At 47.6% G+C, this 16,808-nt stretch carries 16 protein-coding genes; 5 read left to right on the top strand and 11 right to left on the bottom strand.

Features of this window, described 5'->3' with window-relative positions; translation table 11 throughout:
* Positions 1 to 51: 51 nt before the first annotated feature.
* The 5 genes from NLBNIHML_RS30190 to NLBNIHML_RS30170 all read right to left on the bottom strand — a co-directional run bounded on the left by NLBNIHML_RS30190 (position 52) and on the right by NLBNIHML_RS30170 (position 6,770).
* Positions 52 to 1,071, bottom strand: coding sequence for a dienelactone hydrolase family protein (locus NLBNIHML_RS30190; protein ID WP_494353432.1), 1,020 nt, complete (start codon positions 1,069 to 1,071; stop codon positions 52 to 54).
* 190 nt (positions 1,072 to 1,261) lie between these two features.
* Positions 1,262 to 3,487 carry an MMPL family transporter gene (locus NLBNIHML_RS30185; RefSeq protein ID WP_494353431.1) on the bottom strand — a complete coding sequence of 742 codons (2,226 nt, stop codon included), beginning with the start codon at positions 3,485 to 3,487 and terminating at the stop codon, positions 1,262 to 1,264.
* A 108-nt stretch (positions 3,488 to 3,595) separates the two neighbouring features.
* Complete coding sequence (locus tag NLBNIHML_RS30180; RefSeq protein ID WP_494353430.1) at positions 3,596 to 4,750, bottom strand: type III polyketide synthase; 1,155 nt, start codon at positions 4,748 to 4,750, stop codon at positions 3,596 to 3,598.
* 240 nt (positions 4,751 to 4,990) lie between these two features.
* Positions 4,991 to 5,611, bottom strand: a complete 621-nt coding sequence (locus NLBNIHML_RS30175) for a flavin reductase family protein (protein ID WP_494353429.1) — start codon at positions 5,609 to 5,611, stop codon at positions 4,991 to 4,993.
* 166 nt (positions 5,612 to 5,777) lie between these two features.
* Entirely contained in the window at positions 5,778 to 6,770 is a 993-nt protein-coding gene (locus NLBNIHML_RS30170; RefSeq protein ID WP_339260747.1) for an iron-hydroxamate ABC transporter substrate-binding protein, read from the bottom strand.
* 267 nt (positions 6,771 to 7,037) lie between these two features.
* Here NLBNIHML_RS30170 and NLBNIHML_RS30165 point away from each other — a divergent pair, with 267 nt between their 5' ends.
* Positions 7,038 to 7,634, top strand: coding sequence for a hypothetical protein (locus NLBNIHML_RS30165; protein WP_339260746.1), 597 nt, complete (start codon positions 7,038 to 7,040; stop codon positions 7,632 to 7,634).
* 94 nt (positions 7,635 to 7,728) lie between these two features.
* On the opposite strand, the gene NLBNIHML_RS30160 is transcribed toward NLBNIHML_RS30165, so the two are convergent.
* Together NLBNIHML_RS30160 and NLBNIHML_RS30155 are read right to left on the bottom strand one after the other, a co-directional pair.
* Positions 7,729 to 8,964, bottom strand: coding sequence for a multidrug effflux MFS transporter (locus tag NLBNIHML_RS30160; RefSeq protein ID WP_339242052.1), 1,236 nt, complete (start codon positions 8,962 to 8,964; stop codon positions 7,729 to 7,731).
* 6 nt (positions 8,965 to 8,970) lie between these two features.
* Positions 8,971 to 9,714, bottom strand: a complete 744-nt coding sequence (locus NLBNIHML_RS30155; RefSeq protein ID WP_062834047.1) for a GTP pyrophosphokinase — start codon at positions 9,712 to 9,714, stop codon at positions 8,971 to 8,973.
* Positions 9,715 to 10,015: 301 nt separating this feature from the next.
* Between NLBNIHML_RS30155 and NLBNIHML_RS30150 the strand changes: the two genes are divergently transcribed.
* Together NLBNIHML_RS30150 and NLBNIHML_RS30145 are read left to right on the top strand one after the other, a co-directional pair.
* The gene (locus tag NLBNIHML_RS30150) at positions 10,016 to 10,849 is read left to right on the top strand and encodes an alpha/beta hydrolase family protein (RefSeq protein WP_494353428.1); all 834 of its coding nucleotides are present in this window, start codon (positions 10,016 to 10,018) and stop codon (positions 10,847 to 10,849) included.
* Between the two features lie 85 nt (positions 10,850 to 10,934).
* A complete protein-coding gene (locus NLBNIHML_RS30145) occupies positions 10,935 to 11,654 on the top strand; it encodes a YoaK family protein (RefSeq protein ID WP_494353427.1) in 720 nt (239 codons plus the stop codon).
* A gap of 61 nt (positions 11,655 to 11,715) precedes the next feature.
* Here the strand turns inward: NLBNIHML_RS30145 and NLBNIHML_RS30140 are convergent, their stop codons facing one another.
* Positions 11,716 to 12,612: a LysR family transcriptional regulator gene (locus tag NLBNIHML_RS30140; RefSeq protein ID WP_494353426.1), complete on the bottom strand. Its 897-nt coding sequence runs from the start codon at positions 12,610 to 12,612 to the stop codon at positions 11,716 to 11,718.
* Between the two features lie 137 nt (positions 12,613 to 12,749).
* On the opposite strand from NLBNIHML_RS30140, the gene NLBNIHML_RS30135 reads away from it, so the two are divergent.
* Both NLBNIHML_RS30135 and NLBNIHML_RS30130 read left to right on the top strand, forming a co-directional pair.
* Positions 12,750 to 13,454 (top strand): O-methyltransferase, encoded by a 705-nt coding sequence (locus NLBNIHML_RS30135; protein ID WP_494353425.1) that lies wholly within the window; start codon positions 12,750 to 12,752, stop codon positions 13,452 to 13,454.
* A gap of 77 nt (positions 13,455 to 13,531) precedes the next feature.
* Positions 13,532 to 14,845, top strand: coding sequence for an MFS transporter (locus NLBNIHML_RS30130; protein ID WP_339242041.1), 1,314 nt, complete (start codon positions 13,532 to 13,534; stop codon positions 14,843 to 14,845).
* 137 nt (positions 14,846 to 14,982) lie between these two features.
* Here the strand turns inward: NLBNIHML_RS30130 and NLBNIHML_RS30125 are convergent, their stop codons facing one another.
* From NLBNIHML_RS30125 to NLBNIHML_RS30115, 3 genes are all read right to left on the bottom strand, one after another.
* On the bottom strand, positions 14,983 to 15,129 hold the full coding sequence (locus NLBNIHML_RS30125; RefSeq protein WP_494353424.1) for a hypothetical protein: 147 nt from the start codon (positions 15,127 to 15,129) through the stop codon (positions 14,983 to 14,985).
* Between the two features lie 132 nt (positions 15,130 to 15,261).
* Entirely contained in the window at positions 15,262 to 15,540 is a 279-nt protein-coding gene (locus tag NLBNIHML_RS30120) for a YkgJ family cysteine cluster protein (protein WP_339242037.1), read from the bottom strand.
* 222 nt (positions 15,541 to 15,762) lie between these two features.
* On the bottom strand, positions 15,763 to 16,611 hold the full coding sequence (locus tag NLBNIHML_RS30115; RefSeq protein WP_494353423.1) for a chemotaxis protein: 849 nt from the start codon (positions 16,609 to 16,611) through the stop codon (positions 15,763 to 15,765).
* Positions 16,612 to 16,808 lie beyond the last annotated feature (197 nt).

The raw sequence follows: 16,808 nt of genomic DNA, 5'->3' as shown, positions 1-16,808 counted from the left end.
CACTGAATTCTCCTCTCGAATCCATATTAGATTGGTGCATGATCCACAACTTCACAGAACTCGATCAAGCCAGTCATAGGCCTTCGCTCCGCTAATCTCATGTCCACCTGTAAAGAAATCCGCATCCAGTGCTTCTGATGCCCCCGCTTGTTCATAGATGTATGTCAATCGCTTATAGGCTTCTCTTGCTGCATCGAGCGGAAATACCCGATCATCACTTCCAGCTTCAATAAAGAGTGGTCTAGGTACAATCAAGCCGATGAGATCGGGCAACTCCGCTTCACGCAGGATACCTGGCACATAATTGTCCAGACAATGGTTGCGATCCAGTATGCTGCCCTGGAATGTACTTGCATAGCCACTTACTACAGCTGCATGGAAGCGTTCATCCAATGCGGCTGAAAATGCCGTAACCAGACCACCACCCGAGATACCCATGCTTCCAATTCGCTCCGTATCCACTTCCGGTCGGGTCAATAGATAATCCAGTACTCTAGTTATTTCATATACCCTGTGCCCGGCGAGAGTCTTCCCCACCATGAGCAGATGCGCCGCAATCTTCGTACAGGAGCTTACCCCTGGTGGCGCATCGCGGTCCTCTGCCAGTCTTCGATCACCGAACCCGAGCAGCTCTGGAGCCGCAACCACATATCCACGCTTCACAAGCGCTACTGCAAAATCCTTGTGTAATCCGGGCTCTCCAGTCCGTGGTGAACCATCCGGTTCCATACCAGAGATCTCTCGGCTACCATAGCCATGCCCATGACAAGCAACGATAGCAGGTCTTCTCACCTCGGTAGTGCTTCCATCCCCTGGAATCAATACATACACAGGCATACGGAGCCCGGCATAGGTCGTGATCTCAACCCGCTCCCGGATATACCCGTCACATGGGATGCGCTCCAGTAAGACAGGATTCAATGCTGCGTCCCTGGTTGGAAAACCGCCCAGCCGCTCTTTCACGCGGGTACATAACTGGCTGCGCCATAACTCCAGGGGTTGATCTGCCTGATATGCGGAACGTCCACGGAGATTCGTTTGTTGTTGTAAATAGGCTTCAATATCCGACATGGGCCTGTGTCCCTCCTGTTTTTCGTAAAGATAACGTAGATAGAAGACTGTCATATGGAATGAATCCCATCCATTATAGAACATTGATGTCTCCCATGAATTGAACATGTTTGCCTGTTTTGAATAGAATCATACGATTTCTAGCCAAAAAGGATATCTCCAACCTGAAGACAGGTTACGGAAATACCCTTCATTTGATCTGACCTGGCAGCCACCAGTTCCACCTGCCCATTAATCTCATCAACGCAGGTACCAATATTAGGCGGATCAATGTAACGTCAATCAATACCGCTGCCGTGATTCCAATCCCTAATTGCCTCACACCTGCAACTTCAGCAAAAGCAAACGGCACGGTCACCGCAAGTAGAATTGCCGCTGCGGAAGTGACCAGACGACCGGTAGAAGCCAGTCCTTGTTGGACAGCTCCATCACTGTCTCCTGTTCGTCTGTACACCTCCTGAATACGACTTAACATAAATACCCCATAATCCATGGATATGCCAAACACCAATCCTGCAATGAATACAGGGATCATAATAGCAATGTCTGATTGCTCCATGCCCAGATGTCCTTCATTAAACACCCATACCAAAATGCCAAATGAAGCGGCTAAGCTGAGCAGATTCATCACAATCGCTTTGATTGGAATGAGTAGAGATCGGAATGCCGCCAGTAATACAAGATAATTGGTGACGACTACAAATACCAGCACTTTAGGCAGTTGATGTGTAACTTCCTGCATGATTTCAACCTGCTTGGCAGCTTCCCCACCATAACGCAGTTTTACATTGTTGGAACCTAGTGCATGATCGCTATTCCTCATCCGTTCCAGCCAATCTGCGACCTGCTCCGATCCAGGCTCCCCATGCACGGTGGCTACCAATCGTATGGAATAATCAGAGACCGTTGAACGCAGCCATGCCGTCCTTGTTGACTCCTTGCCTTCTATGGAAGGCGACGACGATGGAATTGTAAACAGGTTTGGTGAGCCATTCTGATTAGGCTGTAATAGGCCCCATGGTGAAACAATGCTCAATACGTCCGAGTCCTGAAGTAATTGACGTGCTTTGTTGTGGGCCGTCTGCCAGTGTGAGGTAGTTAACCGTTCCTGCTGTGCACCAATCACGATCTCGATGGTGGAGGTATTCTTTTGCCCATAATCATGCTGCAACAGCTCTGCTGCCTGGCGGGACTCCATTCTGGCTGGCAGTGAAGAGGCATCCGGGACAGACAGTTCCAGCCGGGTCACTGGATAGACACACAGGAGCAGCACGATCGTACCTCCAATTGCCATGCTGACTGGACGTTTCATGACCATTGCTGACCATCTGTGCCACACTGAACCTCTAGGTAACGAATGAATTGAATTTTGCCTGAAGACGCGATCCGCGAACAGTGACAGTAGAGCTGGCAGCAGTGTAACATTTAACAATAGTGATAGAAGCAGAACAGTGACGGCCCCCAAGGAGACACTCAGAAACATTGGCAGCCTGATCCAGAGCAGACCCAGCAGCCCGAGGAGTACGCAAGCTGCCGAGAACAACACTGCTCTGCCTGCTGTACGTAATGTTCTTTGAAGAATCTCGCTCTGCATAACCAGGCTTCTTCCCGGAATATTAGCTGCACCTTCATCTTTATAGGCCCGCTGAACTTCTTCCCTGTACCTGCTCAGGATGATCAGGGCAAAATCTATACTGAGTGCCATGCCCACCATGGGAATAACGTTAATGATAAAGTTGGACAATTCCAGATGATAACCAAGGAGCGTTGTGGCTCCCATCGCTGTAATCACAGCACTGATGCCCATCATGACAGCAATCAATGCGGCATATAACCCCCTGAAAGCGAAGCACAGAACGATTAGGGCAATCGGCAGCCCCACCATCTCTGCCCGTTCCAGGTCACGAAAACTCAGATGATTCACATCCTGTTGTACGACGGTCTTGCCGGTCAATTGGACCGTACCTGGACCGTCTGTTGCCAGCAAGGCGCGCAACTGCTCAATTGGAGGACCCATCTGATGTGGGGGCACATCCATCTTCACAAGGGCATATGCCCTGTGATTTTGCAGCGTCACCCTTTCGCCAGCATCCAGCGGGAACGTGACAGAGCTTACCGCAGGCAACACTTGAACCTGTGTCAGACGCTCCCTGATCCACTGTCGGAACGCTAACGGCGAGGTATTATCCTTTTTCTCAAAAACCAGAATAACCGGATTCGCAGGAGAAGCGAATTCGTCCTCCAGAACAAGCTCTACGGCTTGCGCATCCCCGTGAACCCGTCTCAATCCGTGATCCTGGACAATGTCAGGCAACCTCCACGCCCAGACCGCTGACATCCCGATGATAAATACCCAGCAGAGAATAATGAACCGTGGATATCGGCTGATGAAGGCAGCAAGTCTGCGATAAGCCATACCTAAGCTCCTCTGCGATCAGATTAGTCATTCGATTACGTTCATCGGTAAAATCGTACGCACATCCAGCCACTTGCGGTGTATGTCTCCTTCACTCGGATTCGCGAACTAATGGATGCCTTGCTTCACAGGTGTTCTGTTCGCCATGGGCACAGGAATGTATGTAAAAGGGAGTAATTCTGCGGTCAGTCCGGGTCCAAAGGCAAGCGCTATTCCACTCGAGTAATCTTCTTTTTGTCTGTAATCCTCGCGGATGGCTTGAAGTACAAAGAGAATTGTCACAGACGACAGGTTGCCATAATCCCGCAGGATGTTACGACTGTATGAGACCTGCTCATCTGTCAACTGATACAGCTTCTGAACGGCATCCACGATGCCTCTGCCTCCCGGATGGATCGCCCATATTTCAGGTAAACTCCCCCCCTCGAGAAGTCGCTCAACCTCTGGCCCAAGATGCAGACCAAGCAGCTTTGGAATCTGTGGTGACAGATAGAGGTCAAAGCCTGTATTGCCCACTTCCCAGATCATTTCTTCTGCACAATCCGGGAGCAGCGTTGAGTACCCACGCCCTAGTCGAAAACATTCATTACGGTCTGTTCCGGACGCACCAATAACACAGGCAGATGCACCATCACCGAAGAACGATGCAGCATACAGGTCGTCCCGTTTGGAAGATGGCTGAAAATGAAGCGTGCACAGCTCCACACACACGATGAGAACCATGGCCTTCTGATCGGTCGTTACAATGGAATTCGCCAGTTGTATCGCCTTCAGACCCGCTGCACATCCTTGAAACACCAGCGGAATCCGGTTAATCTGCGGTGACAGTTCAAGCTGCTGGATCAGCCGAACATCAAGTCCGGGCAGGAATTGGCCCGTGCAACTCACCGTAATGAGATGTGTAATTTCCGAGGAGGATACGTCCGCATCCTGAAGCGCTTGTCCGGCCGCCTCCAGACCAAGGGGAACAGCAGCAGCTTTGTATTTGCCCATGCGCTCGGATGTAGTCGGAACTTCCTCCCTACTCGTGAAAGGTAAGTATCGGCAAGAATCAACAGGCTCAAGCAGATTCGGTTCACACGTATAACGAGTTTCCACACCGCACTGATTAAAGATCCGTTTCGCCCATCGTCTCGCATCCGGCTCATGTTCCAGCGCCTGTGCGAGACGGGCAGACACATCCTTTTGCTCAATACGGTGGACTGGCCAAGCCGTTCCTATTCCCATAATACTTGCCCCTGTAGTTTCCTCAAGCTGGTTCATCAGCTTAACCCCCTATATAATCTTTTCTTTCTCATCAAAAGTGGGCTTGTTAAACGACCTATATATCAAATAGGTTCATATAAAAATGTGCAGGTTATAGTACAAGTCTATTCAATCCCTGTCCCATTTATGTTCATATCACAACGAAAGGCGGACAACCTATGCGAGTTTCGCATGTGTTGTCCGCCTTTATCTGCAGAATTAAAGCCTTTCACAAATTACATATAAGATCCTTCATACCTATTCAGGGCGTATTATGGTAAATCTCTCTCCGAGCTTGGCATAATCATTACCCGCAAGTCGGCTGACTGGTTTCAAATGATCCATCAGGATATACCCCTTGTCCGGATTATAGACTTGTTCGCTGAAATGATACTGTACTATGCGTACCAGTAGCAAATCACTCATCGGTTTGCCATCATCGTTGGTAATGGGAATGTGCTGATACAGCTCACACTCCATTCGAATAAGGGCTTCCTTTATTCCCGGCACGGTGACCTTTGTACTTGGTACTGTAGTCAGTTTCGTCCGCTCAAGCTCACTTTCATGAGGTTCAAGGATAGCTGCTGTCTCATTTACTTCTGCTATGATTGCTTCATCACATATATGCACGACCAACTCTTTATGAGCAAGCACATTACGTGCAGTATCTTTCATCCTGCTGTCTTTACGTGCAACGGATATGGATAACAGCGGTGGGTCCGAACTAACCACATTGAAAAAACTGAAAGGCGCTGCATTGATCACATCATTCTCATCTGAACGTGTCGTCACAAAAGCAATAGGACGTGGTACCACCGAACCACTCATCAGTTTATAGTTGTCTCTTCCCGTTATTTCGCGTGGATCCAATGTATACATATGTAAATATCCCCTTCCCTGCTCGTGTAATAAGTGTCCATTTCACTTCAAAACACGTTAACACACTCATATTTATTATATAACGTAAAATGCCGAATTAACAAAAAAACTCCCTGGGCCCATTGCACCAGAGAGTAGGAATATGCTTTTTCATATCGACTAATTCTTATTTAACAATGCTGTTCTGAATGTCTTCCATAATTTGAAGGTTCGCTTGAACTCCACTATACAACCAGCTGCTGGACCGGGTGAATTCAAACAAATTACCATTTTTCACAGCCGGAATGCTTTGCCACACTGGATCTTTCAGTGCTTCCGCCCCAGTACCTTCATCACTATTCACAAAGAACAAGTAGTCTACATCCATTTCCGCCAGCTTCTCCAAAGAGATGGAAGACCAGTTACCTGTTGCATTGGCAGAGATTTCTTTTACAACTTCAGGCTCTTGAAGGCCAAGTTCTTTATACATTACTTCTCCACTTGATACATTGTCACTTACAATAAAGAACTTGCCACTAACCAACCAAATGGCCGCTGCCGATTTCGTTCCACCTGTAACGTTGTTGATCTTTTCCTTAATTTCTGTAGCTTTAACTTCGTAATCATCCAGCGCTTTTTGTGCTTCATCACTCTTATTCAATATCTCACCGATTTTCAGCAATGTTTTACGCCAGTCGCTATTGATCTCATCGCCAAGTACATAAGTAGGTGCAATCTTACTGTACTGTTCGTATTTTTCTCCTTCAACCACACTTTCAGAACCAATAATAATCAGATCCGGGTTGAAACTTGCTACCGCTTCAAAAGGAAGATCGAAGGCAATCGTTGGAATACCGTTCAGATCTTTTTGCAAATATTCCTGAATGCCGTTTGCTACTGACCACTGTGCTGCTGGCTTAACACCTAGTGTTACCAGATTGTCTTCTAGATAAGATGCGATAATACGCTCCGGATTCGCCGGGATTTTCACTTCGTGTCCCATTGCATCTGTCATGGTTCGCTCTGTAGCGGCTTCTGTTTGCGTCTCTGTCTCGGTTGTTGTATCGTTCTCTCCTGCTGCTCCGTTCTCTGCCGGCTTCGCTCCACATGCTGCTAACCAGATGGACATAACCATCACCGTAATCAAAAGTGTGATCATCTTTTTATTTCTCTTAAACACTTTATTATCCCCTTTCAATATGGAAACCTTATTGGCTGTATTGGGACAGATATCTACGTTCAAAAACAATGATATTATTATTGATACATATAATACCCGTATGTACATTTGTCCAATTCCATTGACAATGATAATTGTTATCAGTTCAATTGTCAATTCGATTATGTCCGAGCGAAGCATATAAAATCTTCTTGGCGGCATTCACGTATAGGCGGATGCCGCCATATGCTGAATGCAGAATACGACGACAGGAAGGATGTTCTATACATGTATTACGAATATAGTCCTTATCTAAGTTATGGAGAAGACCGCTCCTTTCAATTGCCTCCACTATTCCCAGGAGGTGGCGGTGGCGGCATACCGGGTGGTCAGACGTATCCGGGTACCCCTGGAGGTCAAGGCTCCTATCCTCCATTCATTCCAGGCGGAGGACCAGGTCCATATATTCCTGGAGGCATTCCGGGTACAGCACCGGGCGTACCTGCGCAACTGGCACAAGGCAATCTGCCAACGCTGCTTAGCGCCTATCCGCGTCCGGTAGGTCAGCCTCCCGCAGAGATGCTTTTTCTGTATAACCTGATCAAAAGCAGCCCGGGTCTGCTTCCACTCTTCCTCCAGCAACAGCCGCAAAGTCTCACTCAAGCTGTACAATTTGCACAGACGGGTGCAGCGGCACCGCGAGAAAACGAAGAACGTGCACTGCCCAACTTTTGCTATAACCGATGGTCCCTTGTCTTCACATACAATGATGTGTACCTGATGTGGCCTGCCATCAATCTGTTCGGTTTTGTAGTGGGGTACTTCTATCCATTCCTCACGCCAGGCATACTGTCCAATACACAGATTTTGTTTGCGCTCTGCTAAACTTGTCCTTAGCGACAGCAAGAGCCTCATTTGGAAGTATGATTTCTTCCAAGTGAGGCTCTTGTTCGTTCTTTTAATCAAAGAATCCGTATCGTTAACTCAACGTCTGATCCATCTGACGCTTCCTGCCCCGACTGACCATTAGGAAATAAATCAGCAAGGCACCGAGATCCGCACACGCGATAACGATTCCCATTGGCACAGCTGTACCTTCTCCTCCGAGACCAACTAGCGGAGCGACAATGCCACCGAACAGGAACGTCATCACACCAATAAGCGCAGACGCACTTCCTGCCGACTTCTCCTGATTGGCCATCGCCAGAGCGAAGGACGCAGTATTGACCAGTCCAACACTGGATACCACCAAAAATAACGGAATCAGTACAGAGATTAGATTACCTCCCGCCAGAATGGCGATGAGCAGTGATGTGCCTCCCAGGGCCGCGGTTAGCAGCCCCGCGATTAACAGGCGGGTTTCAGATACCTTACCTGCAAGTCTGCCGGCAACCTGACTGGCCAGAATAATGCCAAGCCCGTTGATGGCAAAGCAGATACTAAACATTTGCGGGGATACCCCATATATTTTCTGAAGTACAAACGGTGAACCGGATATGTAGGCAAACATACCAGCCGCTACGAAACCCTGGGTCAACGCATAACCCATAAACTGACGATCGCCTGCGATTTGACGAAACGTAATCAACGTCTGTTTCAATCCCCCGCTTGATCTGCGGTTGGAGGGCAATGTCTCTCCAAGGCCGAAAATAACAGCCAACAGCGTCAATATACCGATGAGGCTAAGCAAAATAAATACGCCACGCCACGACGTATATGTCAACAATTGTCCACCAATGATCGGTGCAGCAATTGGGGCTACGCCGTTAATCAGCATTAACAGGGAAAAGAACCGTGTAAGTTCCGGGCCTGAATATACGTCTCTGACGATTGCGCGCGAGATGACAATCCCAGCCGCTCCAGCTACACCCTGAATGAACCGCAGCACAACAAAAGAGCCCATCGTAGGGCTAACCAAGCAGAGTATGGAAGCTATAGTATAGAGCATAAGTCCTGCAATGAGCGGTGTTCGCCGACCACGTACATCACTTAGAGGTCCGGCAAGCAGCTGCCCCACCGCAAGTCCAATCATACACGCCGTCAGACTGAGTTGAGCATAGGAGGTCGATGAACCGAACTCATCAGCCAGTGTAGGTAATGCGGGTAAATACATATCCAGGGACAACGGCCCGAAGGCCGACAGCGTCCCCAGAATTAAAGCCATCCGTACACGGGATGTGGGATTCGTGTTCAATGAAGCTATTGTACTTTTCATCGAGTACTACTCCCCGCTACCCAGCAGTTTGAGCAAGTTGGACGGCAGTGTGAACTGTTGGTTGTTAATAATGATACGGCGCAGTTCTTCTTCATCCCGCTCGTTCTCGGCGTCCTTAATCTCCTGAATTTCCCGGTGAAGTCGTTCCATCTGTTGATCCAGTGCATTGGCGGAGTCTGCCGCACTCTTTAGCTCTCTCGTCAAATGCTCGGGAACATCCTTATTATATTTATAAAAAATCTTATGCTCTAGACTCGCCCAGAAATCCATCGCAATCGTACGAATCTGAATCTCCACACATGCTCGTTCCTCGCCATTGGACATGTACACAGGCACTTCCACCAGGAGGTGAAGGCTTTGGTAGCCATTTGGCTTCGGATTCTCGATGTAGTCTTTGACCTCCAGTACACGCAGATCGCTCTGGTTGCACAGCATATCCTTAATGCGATAAATGTCCGAGATAAAGGAACATGTAATCCGTACCCCGGCGATATCCTTGATATTTTGCTTGATGCTCTCAAACGTTAACTCATGATTTTTGCGGAACATCTTGTTCATAATGCTCTCAGGAGATTTCAGTCTGGACTTTGTATGCTCAATTGGACTGTAATCATGCAGAGACTGGAATTCTTCCTTCAATACTTCAATTTTGGTCTCCATTTGATCCAGAGCAAATTTATAGATCATCATAAATCTCGTAATTTCATATTTAAATTTCTTGAATTGATCGATTGGATGTGGAGCATTCATCATGGCTTTCTTCCTTTCTTTCTGCACACTAAAGTTAGTTTTATGAATATGAGGACAAGCGGTCAATCCACATGTCTCCTGAACCATTATAAATCATCTGAAGCCAATAAACGAATTTCTCACCTTCGGGATGGCGATTTAGCTTGGAAGGTATGGGAAATTATTAAACGAGCATCATATAGAAGCATCCCTGTCAAAGGGCCGTTCATTTGCCGTTCATGACTAATAAAAGAGGTGAATCACCCTGCTCTATCAAGTGACGTATTCATCCGATACACTTCGGGTTAAAGCTTATTTATTCTTGCCACGAGGTTGTTCATTACCTCATATTACGACATATGAATCTTCTTATCCCCGCTCTGTCTCATCTGCCTTTCCGGACTTCACTTCCACACTTAATTCTCTACATCTGCAACCACTCGCCAGCGACTACCCTGCTGCAAACATACCTGATATCGCACACCCACAGGAACAGTGGCCAGCGCTGATCTATTGTCGCGGCGGACTTGGCAGCTATGGCGGGGTAAATACCGTTTGGCTTGAGCAGTTTGTACAACAAGGTTATATCGTTTTCGCCCCATCCTATCGTGGCAACGAAGGTGGTGAAGGTCGTGACGAGTACGGCGGAAAAGATGCCGAAGATGTGCATGCTGCTTATCGGTTGATACAGCGTTTACCTTTTGTCGACCCGAAACGGATATCATTAATGGGGTTCTCGCGTGGGGCCATTAATGCTGTACATACGGCAACTGCCTACAATGATGGACCGGATAAAGTACATAAATTAGTTCTTTGGAGCGGTGTTTCCGATGTGGAACGCACTTACCATGAGCGAACCGATCTGAGGCGCACATTGAAGCGGGTATTAGGTGGTTCCCCCCGCGCAGCTCCGGAAGCGTACCTCGCCCGTTCTCCCTTATCCAAAGCGAACAAACTATCTTGTCCGGTGCTGATCATGCATGGTACATCGGATACACAGGTGAATTATAGCCATGGAACCCGAATGTATCACTGGCTTAAGCGCCGAGGTGCAAACGTCACATTCCACGCTTATGGCGGGCAGGATCATCATTTTCACGAGAAAATACATGAATCTGCGGTAAACAATATGTTTGATTGGCTCGCTGCACCTTAGCCAGCGCTATGAATTTCATTTTGAAGAAGCATGGGTTATGGCTGTATACTGGATGGGCTACGTTTCTTTTGAAAGGACGGATAGAATGAATCAAAGTACCCTCCAAAAATACGCCATGCTGCTTCTCTGTATGTCTGCCGGAATGGTGGATCTGATCGGATATCTGGGACTGGGGCATGTGCTGACAGCCAACATGACAGGAAATATTGTTTTATTGGGTATTGCCATTGCCCGAGCTCAGGAATTTGTTGTGCTCCGGTCACTGCTTGCTCTCATTGGTTTTATTGCGGGCAATGCCATTGCAGCACATATGGTTGGACCTGTGCAGACCAAAAATGGCTGGTCTACTAAGGTTACCGCCGTATTTACAGTTGAAAGCATATTGCTCCTTCTGTTTGCAATCGCCATGATTAGCCCATTTTCAGAACAACTGTCCTACCTGTTAATTGTCATCCTGGCCGTTGCCATGGGAATGCAAACAACTGCGGCACGTCGAATCGGCATTGCTGGCATCTCAACAACCGTGCTAACCAATAATTTGGCCGCTGTGGTTGAGGACACCGTAAGCATCCTTAAAAGACTGCGACATGCTAATATTCGATCGTTAGTCACAGCCCTGTCTACAGACGCCTACCTTCGTGCAGGTGCTGTTGTCATCTATTTGGTCGGTGTCATTGCAGCCGCACTGCTATTCCACCGCGTGCCCATGATCGCAGTCTGGATTCCCGTCCTGATCATTGGCGGTGTAACCCTGTACGCCAGATTACACGCATGGGGAACTTCACAACAAAGTGAAGACCAATAGTCGAAAAAGGATTCGCTTGTGGTAGATTGTTTCCTTTGAACACATTTTCCAATCGCACTATTCATTTCATCAATGCAGCTTCTTGCCGAATAAACTTGACCAGATGCTGTGCAGCAGGTGACAACACTTCCCCTGCTCGTGTACATACGGCAACCGTATTTCTCAGCTGTACTCCTCGAACGAACACACGTGCTAGCTTACCTTGCCGCACATCTTCCTTCACAACCAAAGAAGATATAAAGTTGGCTCCATAACCTGCCTTCACCGCACTGATCGTTTCATTCAGCCCGTTGAACTGAAGCGCAATGCGGGGAGCGGCCAGGTTATTGGTTGTGCATAGGGACACGAGTCGCTCACGTGTAGCACTGCCTTCTTCGCGCATGATGAACGGTTCTGCCATCATCTCTTGCAGCTTGATTTCTTTTCCTGCATACGGATGGTCTGGGTGCACAACAAACCACATCTCATCGTCAAACAATTCGTCCCATTGGACACCCACATGTGTAATACCACTCCCACCATACACTGCAATCTCTGCCTCATAGCGAAGTAACTGGTCAAATGCCACCCGGGTGTTGGTTGTGCTCACAACAATCTCCACATCCTCGTGCATTTGCTTGAACCGCGCAATCCAGCCTGGCAACAGAAAATTTGAAGGCAAATAGGTTGCTGTAAGACGGATCAGTCCTTTTTTACCCTCCCGAAAATCCTGCACAAAATTCTCGACATCCTGCTCCAGCATGAACAGCCGTTCCGCATAACCAGTTAACTGTATCCCTGCATCCGTAAGCACCAGTTTTCTCCCCTCCGAAACAAAAAGCTGAATTCCCAATTCACGTTCAAACTTTTTCACCTGGGAAGATACAGCAGGCTGACTAATATTCAGTTCCTCTGCGGCACGAGTGACCCCGCCATATCTCACGATGGCATGAAATAATCGTAATCCATGCAGATTCATGTGTTACACCTCTTCCATATCAAATACATAACTTAAATTTATATTAACATTTATAATATATATTTTATTTATACAATTACTCCAGCTATAGTTGAATTATGAAATCCAATACAAGAACCAAGGAAGGAACATTGAAGATGAAAAATACAAATACAACCGATCTCCAGCATACCTGGACCCAAGTCGATGACTACATGAACGATCTGCTGATCCCCTCCGATTCCCTGCTGGAGCAAACATTGCAAACCAATGCCGAAGCTGGACTGCCCGCTCATGACGTAACACCCAATCAAGGAAAGTTACTCCAGCTTCTGCTGCAAATCCAAGGCGCATCCCGTGTACTTGAAATCGGCACACTCGGGGGATATAGTACCATCTGGATGGCAAGAGCGCTGCCGGAACACGGACGTATCGTCTCCCTGGAATCGGAATCACACCATGCGGACTTGGCGCGAACCAATATCACACGTGCAGGACTTATGCACAAAGTTGATCTGAGAGTTGGTCCTGCCCTGACCACCCTTCCCGATGTTCAGGAAGAATACAGGGAACCGTTTGATATGATCTTCATCGATGCTGACAAACCGAGTAATCCCGATTATCTGAGATGGGCCCTGAGACTGACTCGACCGGGAAGTCTTATTATTGGTGACAATATCGTCAGAGACGGTGAAGTGATTCGCACGGACAGCACGGACCCCAGAGTTCAAGGCGTTCGATCATTCCTGCAGTTAATCGCGGATCACCCCCGGCTTGAAGCTACAGCACTGCAAACGGTGGGAAGCAAAGGTTACGATGGATTCGTCATTGCTCGTGTGTTGGATAACCCTGAACCAAAATAAACAGTGGTCAATTCTTCCGCAAATTCCCCTTTCCTGTTAAACTGGAATGACTGCACAGGCAGACTGGAGGGAACCACTTGAGAGTTTTACAACAGATTCATGCTGAAATTCGCGGCTGGTCCCGCAATATTCAACTTTTTTTCCTGGCAAGCATTCTGTATCAGATCGGAAATGGCATGTTCTCTGTCTTGTACAATCTGTACATTCAGGGGCTGGGTTATAATGATACAATGAACGGCCAGATCGTAAGTATTCAATCACTCGCAACAGCCATTATGTTTGTTCCTATCGGTCTATGTGGTGATCTGTTCAGTCGCAAGCGGCTGCTCATTACCGGGGCGTTGTTCAGCGGAATCTTCCTGATCGGACGCTCCTTCGATTATTCAGCTACAGGACTGATCTGGTTCGCGGTATTTTCCGGCCTTTTCGCTGGTGTATTCCAAGTACTGGCCATTCCTTATCTAGCGGAAAACGTCAAGAAAAGCCAGCGGCTGAAGATGTTCAGTTATTATTCATCCCTTGTGCTTGCTTCCCAGGTGCTTGGTAGCCTAGGTGGCGGTGTATTCGCAGATTTGTTACATACGGCAGGACTCGCCAAAGTGACGGGACTTCAGACGGTATTATTTGTTGGTGGTGCAGCAACACTCGCTGCATTCATTCCACTGTTATTTGTAACCGAGGACAAGGCCGTCCCGCAGACAACCACTTCGGCGCAATCTGATCCTCAACCCAATGCAGATCTTAAAGAACGTTTGACAAATACCGTAAGCACAAATGATTCAGTCACCAAGAAAAAAGATTCCCGACTGATTGGTCAGTTTGTAGTCACCCAGTTATTAATCGGATTAGGTTCAGGACTGGTTGTCCCATACCTAAATCTGTATTTCACCAATCGCTTCTCGGTATCTCTGAGTGGCATGAGTCTGCTGATTGCACTTGGTCAGATTATGACGATAGTATCCATGCTGATTGGTCCTACCCTGGCCGCAAGGGTCGGGAGCGTACGTGCCGTAGTCATTTTCCAGGTCATGTCGCTGCCCTTCCTTCTATTAACAGGCTTCACCAACCTGTTGTTCATCGCTTCACTGAGTTTCTTATTCAGACAAGCGTTGATGAATGCAGCCAATCCCATTCATTCAGCCATCCTGGTGGATCGGATCTCTGACAAACGCCGCGGGATCGCCAATTCACTGATGCAGACTGCTTTTATGATTGGATGGGCTACCATGGGCCCTGTTCAATCCCATCTGGTCACCACGTACGGAACGTACTGGGGTTACGCGATCACATTCAGCATCACAGGCAGTTTATATGTCATTTCATCATTGATGTACTACGTAATGTTCAGAGAACCCAAGCCTTCGGCTGCCTCTCTCGCAAGAGAAGCATGAACTGGACAATAACAGCCTGATTGTTCCCATGCCAAAGAGAGTACCCTCTTGATATCACATCCTGCGGATACTCTCTTTTATTTGTACAGACTACTTCAGCGACATTAGGCATGTTCGAGCATAAGCAAAATAACGACTTATGAATAAATTCGGTTGTACATCCAGCCCACAATGCCTACCGTAACTACCGTTGCCCCAATAATAAATGCATAATACCCCATCTTGCTCTTGGACCCTGAAGTCTGATGGTCATAATAATCCGAGTTACGTCGGTAGAAGCCCATCCATAACTCTCCGATCATATTTACAACAACCAATACAAACGTTTAACAAGCCCCATTGTATTCGCATCTCCTCTCCAGATCTACCTTCTTCCATATTAAGTATAATTATCCTATTTAATTAAAACAAGTCAATCAAACGACTTTCGGTGCAATGACGGTCGGTGCAGTTTCTTGCTCCAACCAGGTTAGAATATCAAATGCTTCCTGATCGGTGCTACCGCACATCTCTTCCTCAGCCTGCAATCCACTGCATACGGCAGGTCGCTCTTTTTGGCCAAAAATTCCGCAGCGATTATCATCTGTAAGCTGCACACAACGTACACCTGCTGGCTTGCCATGAGCCATGCCCGGTATCGGTGATGATATGGAAATCGCGATACAACATGCGGCACAGCCTGTCCTGCATTCCATACGTATTCCCTCCTCATTTCAATACTTATAGTACTTACAATACATGTTCAAAAAGATCGGTTTTCAGTACCAAGAAGATTGGATGAAGCTAGAAATGGAGTAGCGGAGCGTAGATAGAGCTACGTGAGCAAACGGACATTTCGGCTGAATTCCATATTCGATGCTGATGATGCCATTAGGCATCCTTCGTAATCAAAAGCGGACTTTGTGAACTACCTCTTATTATGAACGATTTATCCAGGTCCAGGTTCGTGCAAGCCCCTGCGCGATTCTCCGATTCATGCTTCGATTGGAAAAATACCCCCCATGACTTAGCGGGTTCCAACTCATAGCTACGCCGCCAGAGTTCACCTCAATGTCTTCTTTGACCGCTTTCTCATAAGCCGGATCAATGGGGCGTAACGGATAACCCAGAATATCATCCCGATCGTAGAAGTTCACCCACTCCCCTTCCAGTCCGGCATAATACTGATTCACCTGGGCAGAGGGCACCTGAATTGGGCAACTAAAGTCATGGTAACGCAAACTCCATAAAGGCAGGGTTGTACCAAACGAGTAAAAATTAGTAAGCGTATCCCCCCGCTCCAACGCCGAGCTCACATCCACAACCTCAGGAATACGACTGGACGGATATTGCAGATCATAGAAGAAGTTACTCGCGATTACGGCACCCAAACTATGGGCAACTACACAGAGCGGAGCTTCGGGTCCGTTACGCTGTGCAAGGGTATGCATCGCCTGATTCAACGTTCGATGTACGGCATCATAGTTATGGCCTTGATTTTCCACAGGTTGATATGCAACCGCGTCAGCCAGGTAATGGATGACAAATCGTCGCAGCGTCTGGTAATTCAATCCCGGAGAGCTGACGAGCTGTTGAAACAACATCTCTTCCCGCTCCTCAAATACATCCGCCCAATATACGGGCTCAATATCCAGCATCTGTTTGGAGGCTCCAGGCAAGACCATCACCTTGTCCAATTCCTTATGCAAAGAAGTAATCAGCTTGTCCGCGTACCCATCCTTCCGCATACCCAGCCCATGAATGACCATCACCGCAATACGTGTCATGGCTCTCCTCCTCATCGATCGCTAGGATCTCTTACTCCACCATATGAACGCCACCACTCGAACATGCCTGAAGCTTGTTTTATTAGAAAACATACTATATAAAATGAGCTAAAGAATATTTACACTGCACACTCCGATGACAGAACAACCTTCCGATCGCTGTTATCCCCAGATTTTTTTATTCCTTTTATAAAGGG

The sequence above is a fragment of the Paenibacillus sp. JNU01 genome (assembly GCF_059130585.1).
This window is presented reverse-complemented; position numbering and strand designations above follow the sequence as displayed.

What these genes read in the sequence shown, in the direction of transcription:
- NLBNIHML_RS30190 (WP_494353432.1), bottom strand. Translation starts at nt 1,071, where the DNA reads ATGTCGGATATTGAAGCCTATTTACAACAACAAACGAATCTCCGTGGA.
- NLBNIHML_RS30185 (WP_494353431.1), bottom strand. Translation starts at nt 3,487, where the DNA reads ATGGCTTATCGCAGACTTGCTGCCTTCATCAGCCGATATCCACGGTTC.
- NLBNIHML_RS30180 (WP_494353430.1), bottom strand. Translation starts at nt 4,750, where the DNA reads ATGAACCAGCTTGAGGAAACTACAGGGGCAAGTATTATGGGAATAGGA.
- NLBNIHML_RS30175 (WP_494353429.1), bottom strand. Translation starts at nt 5,611, where the DNA reads ATGTATACATTGGATCCACGCGAAATAACGGGAAGAGACAACTATAAA.
- NLBNIHML_RS30165 (WP_339260746.1), top strand. Translation starts at nt 7,038, where the DNA reads ATGTATTACGAATATAGTCCTTATCTAAGTTATGGAGAAGACCGCTCC.
- NLBNIHML_RS30160 (WP_339242052.1), bottom strand. Translation starts at nt 8,964, where the DNA reads ATGAAAAGTACAATAGCTTCATTGAACACGAATCCCACATCCCGTGTA.
- NLBNIHML_RS30155 (WP_062834047.1), bottom strand. Translation starts at nt 9,714, where the DNA reads ATGAATGCTCCACATCCAATCGATCAATTCAAGAAATTTAAATATGAA.
- NLBNIHML_RS30145 (WP_494353427.1), top strand. Translation starts at nt 10,935, where the DNA reads ATGAATCAAAGTACCCTCCAAAAATACGCCATGCTGCTTCTCTGTATG.
- NLBNIHML_RS30140 (WP_494353426.1), bottom strand. Translation starts at nt 12,612, where the DNA reads ATGAATCTGCATGGATTACGATTATTTCATGCCATCGTGAGATATGGC.
- NLBNIHML_RS30135 (WP_494353425.1), top strand. Translation starts at nt 12,750, where the DNA reads ATGAAAAATACAAATACAACCGATCTCCAGCATACCTGGACCCAAGTC.
- NLBNIHML_RS30125 (WP_494353424.1), bottom strand. Translation starts at nt 15,129, where the DNA reads ATGGGCTTCTACCGACGTAACTCGGATTATTATGACCATCAGACTTCA.
- NLBNIHML_RS30120 (WP_339242037.1), bottom strand. Translation starts at nt 15,540, where the DNA reads ATGGAATGCAGGACAGGCTGTGCCGCATGTTGTATCGCGATTTCCATA.
- NLBNIHML_RS30115 (WP_494353423.1), bottom strand. Translation starts at nt 16,611, where the DNA reads ATGACACGTATTGCGGTGATGGTCATTCATGGGCTGGGTATGCGGAAG.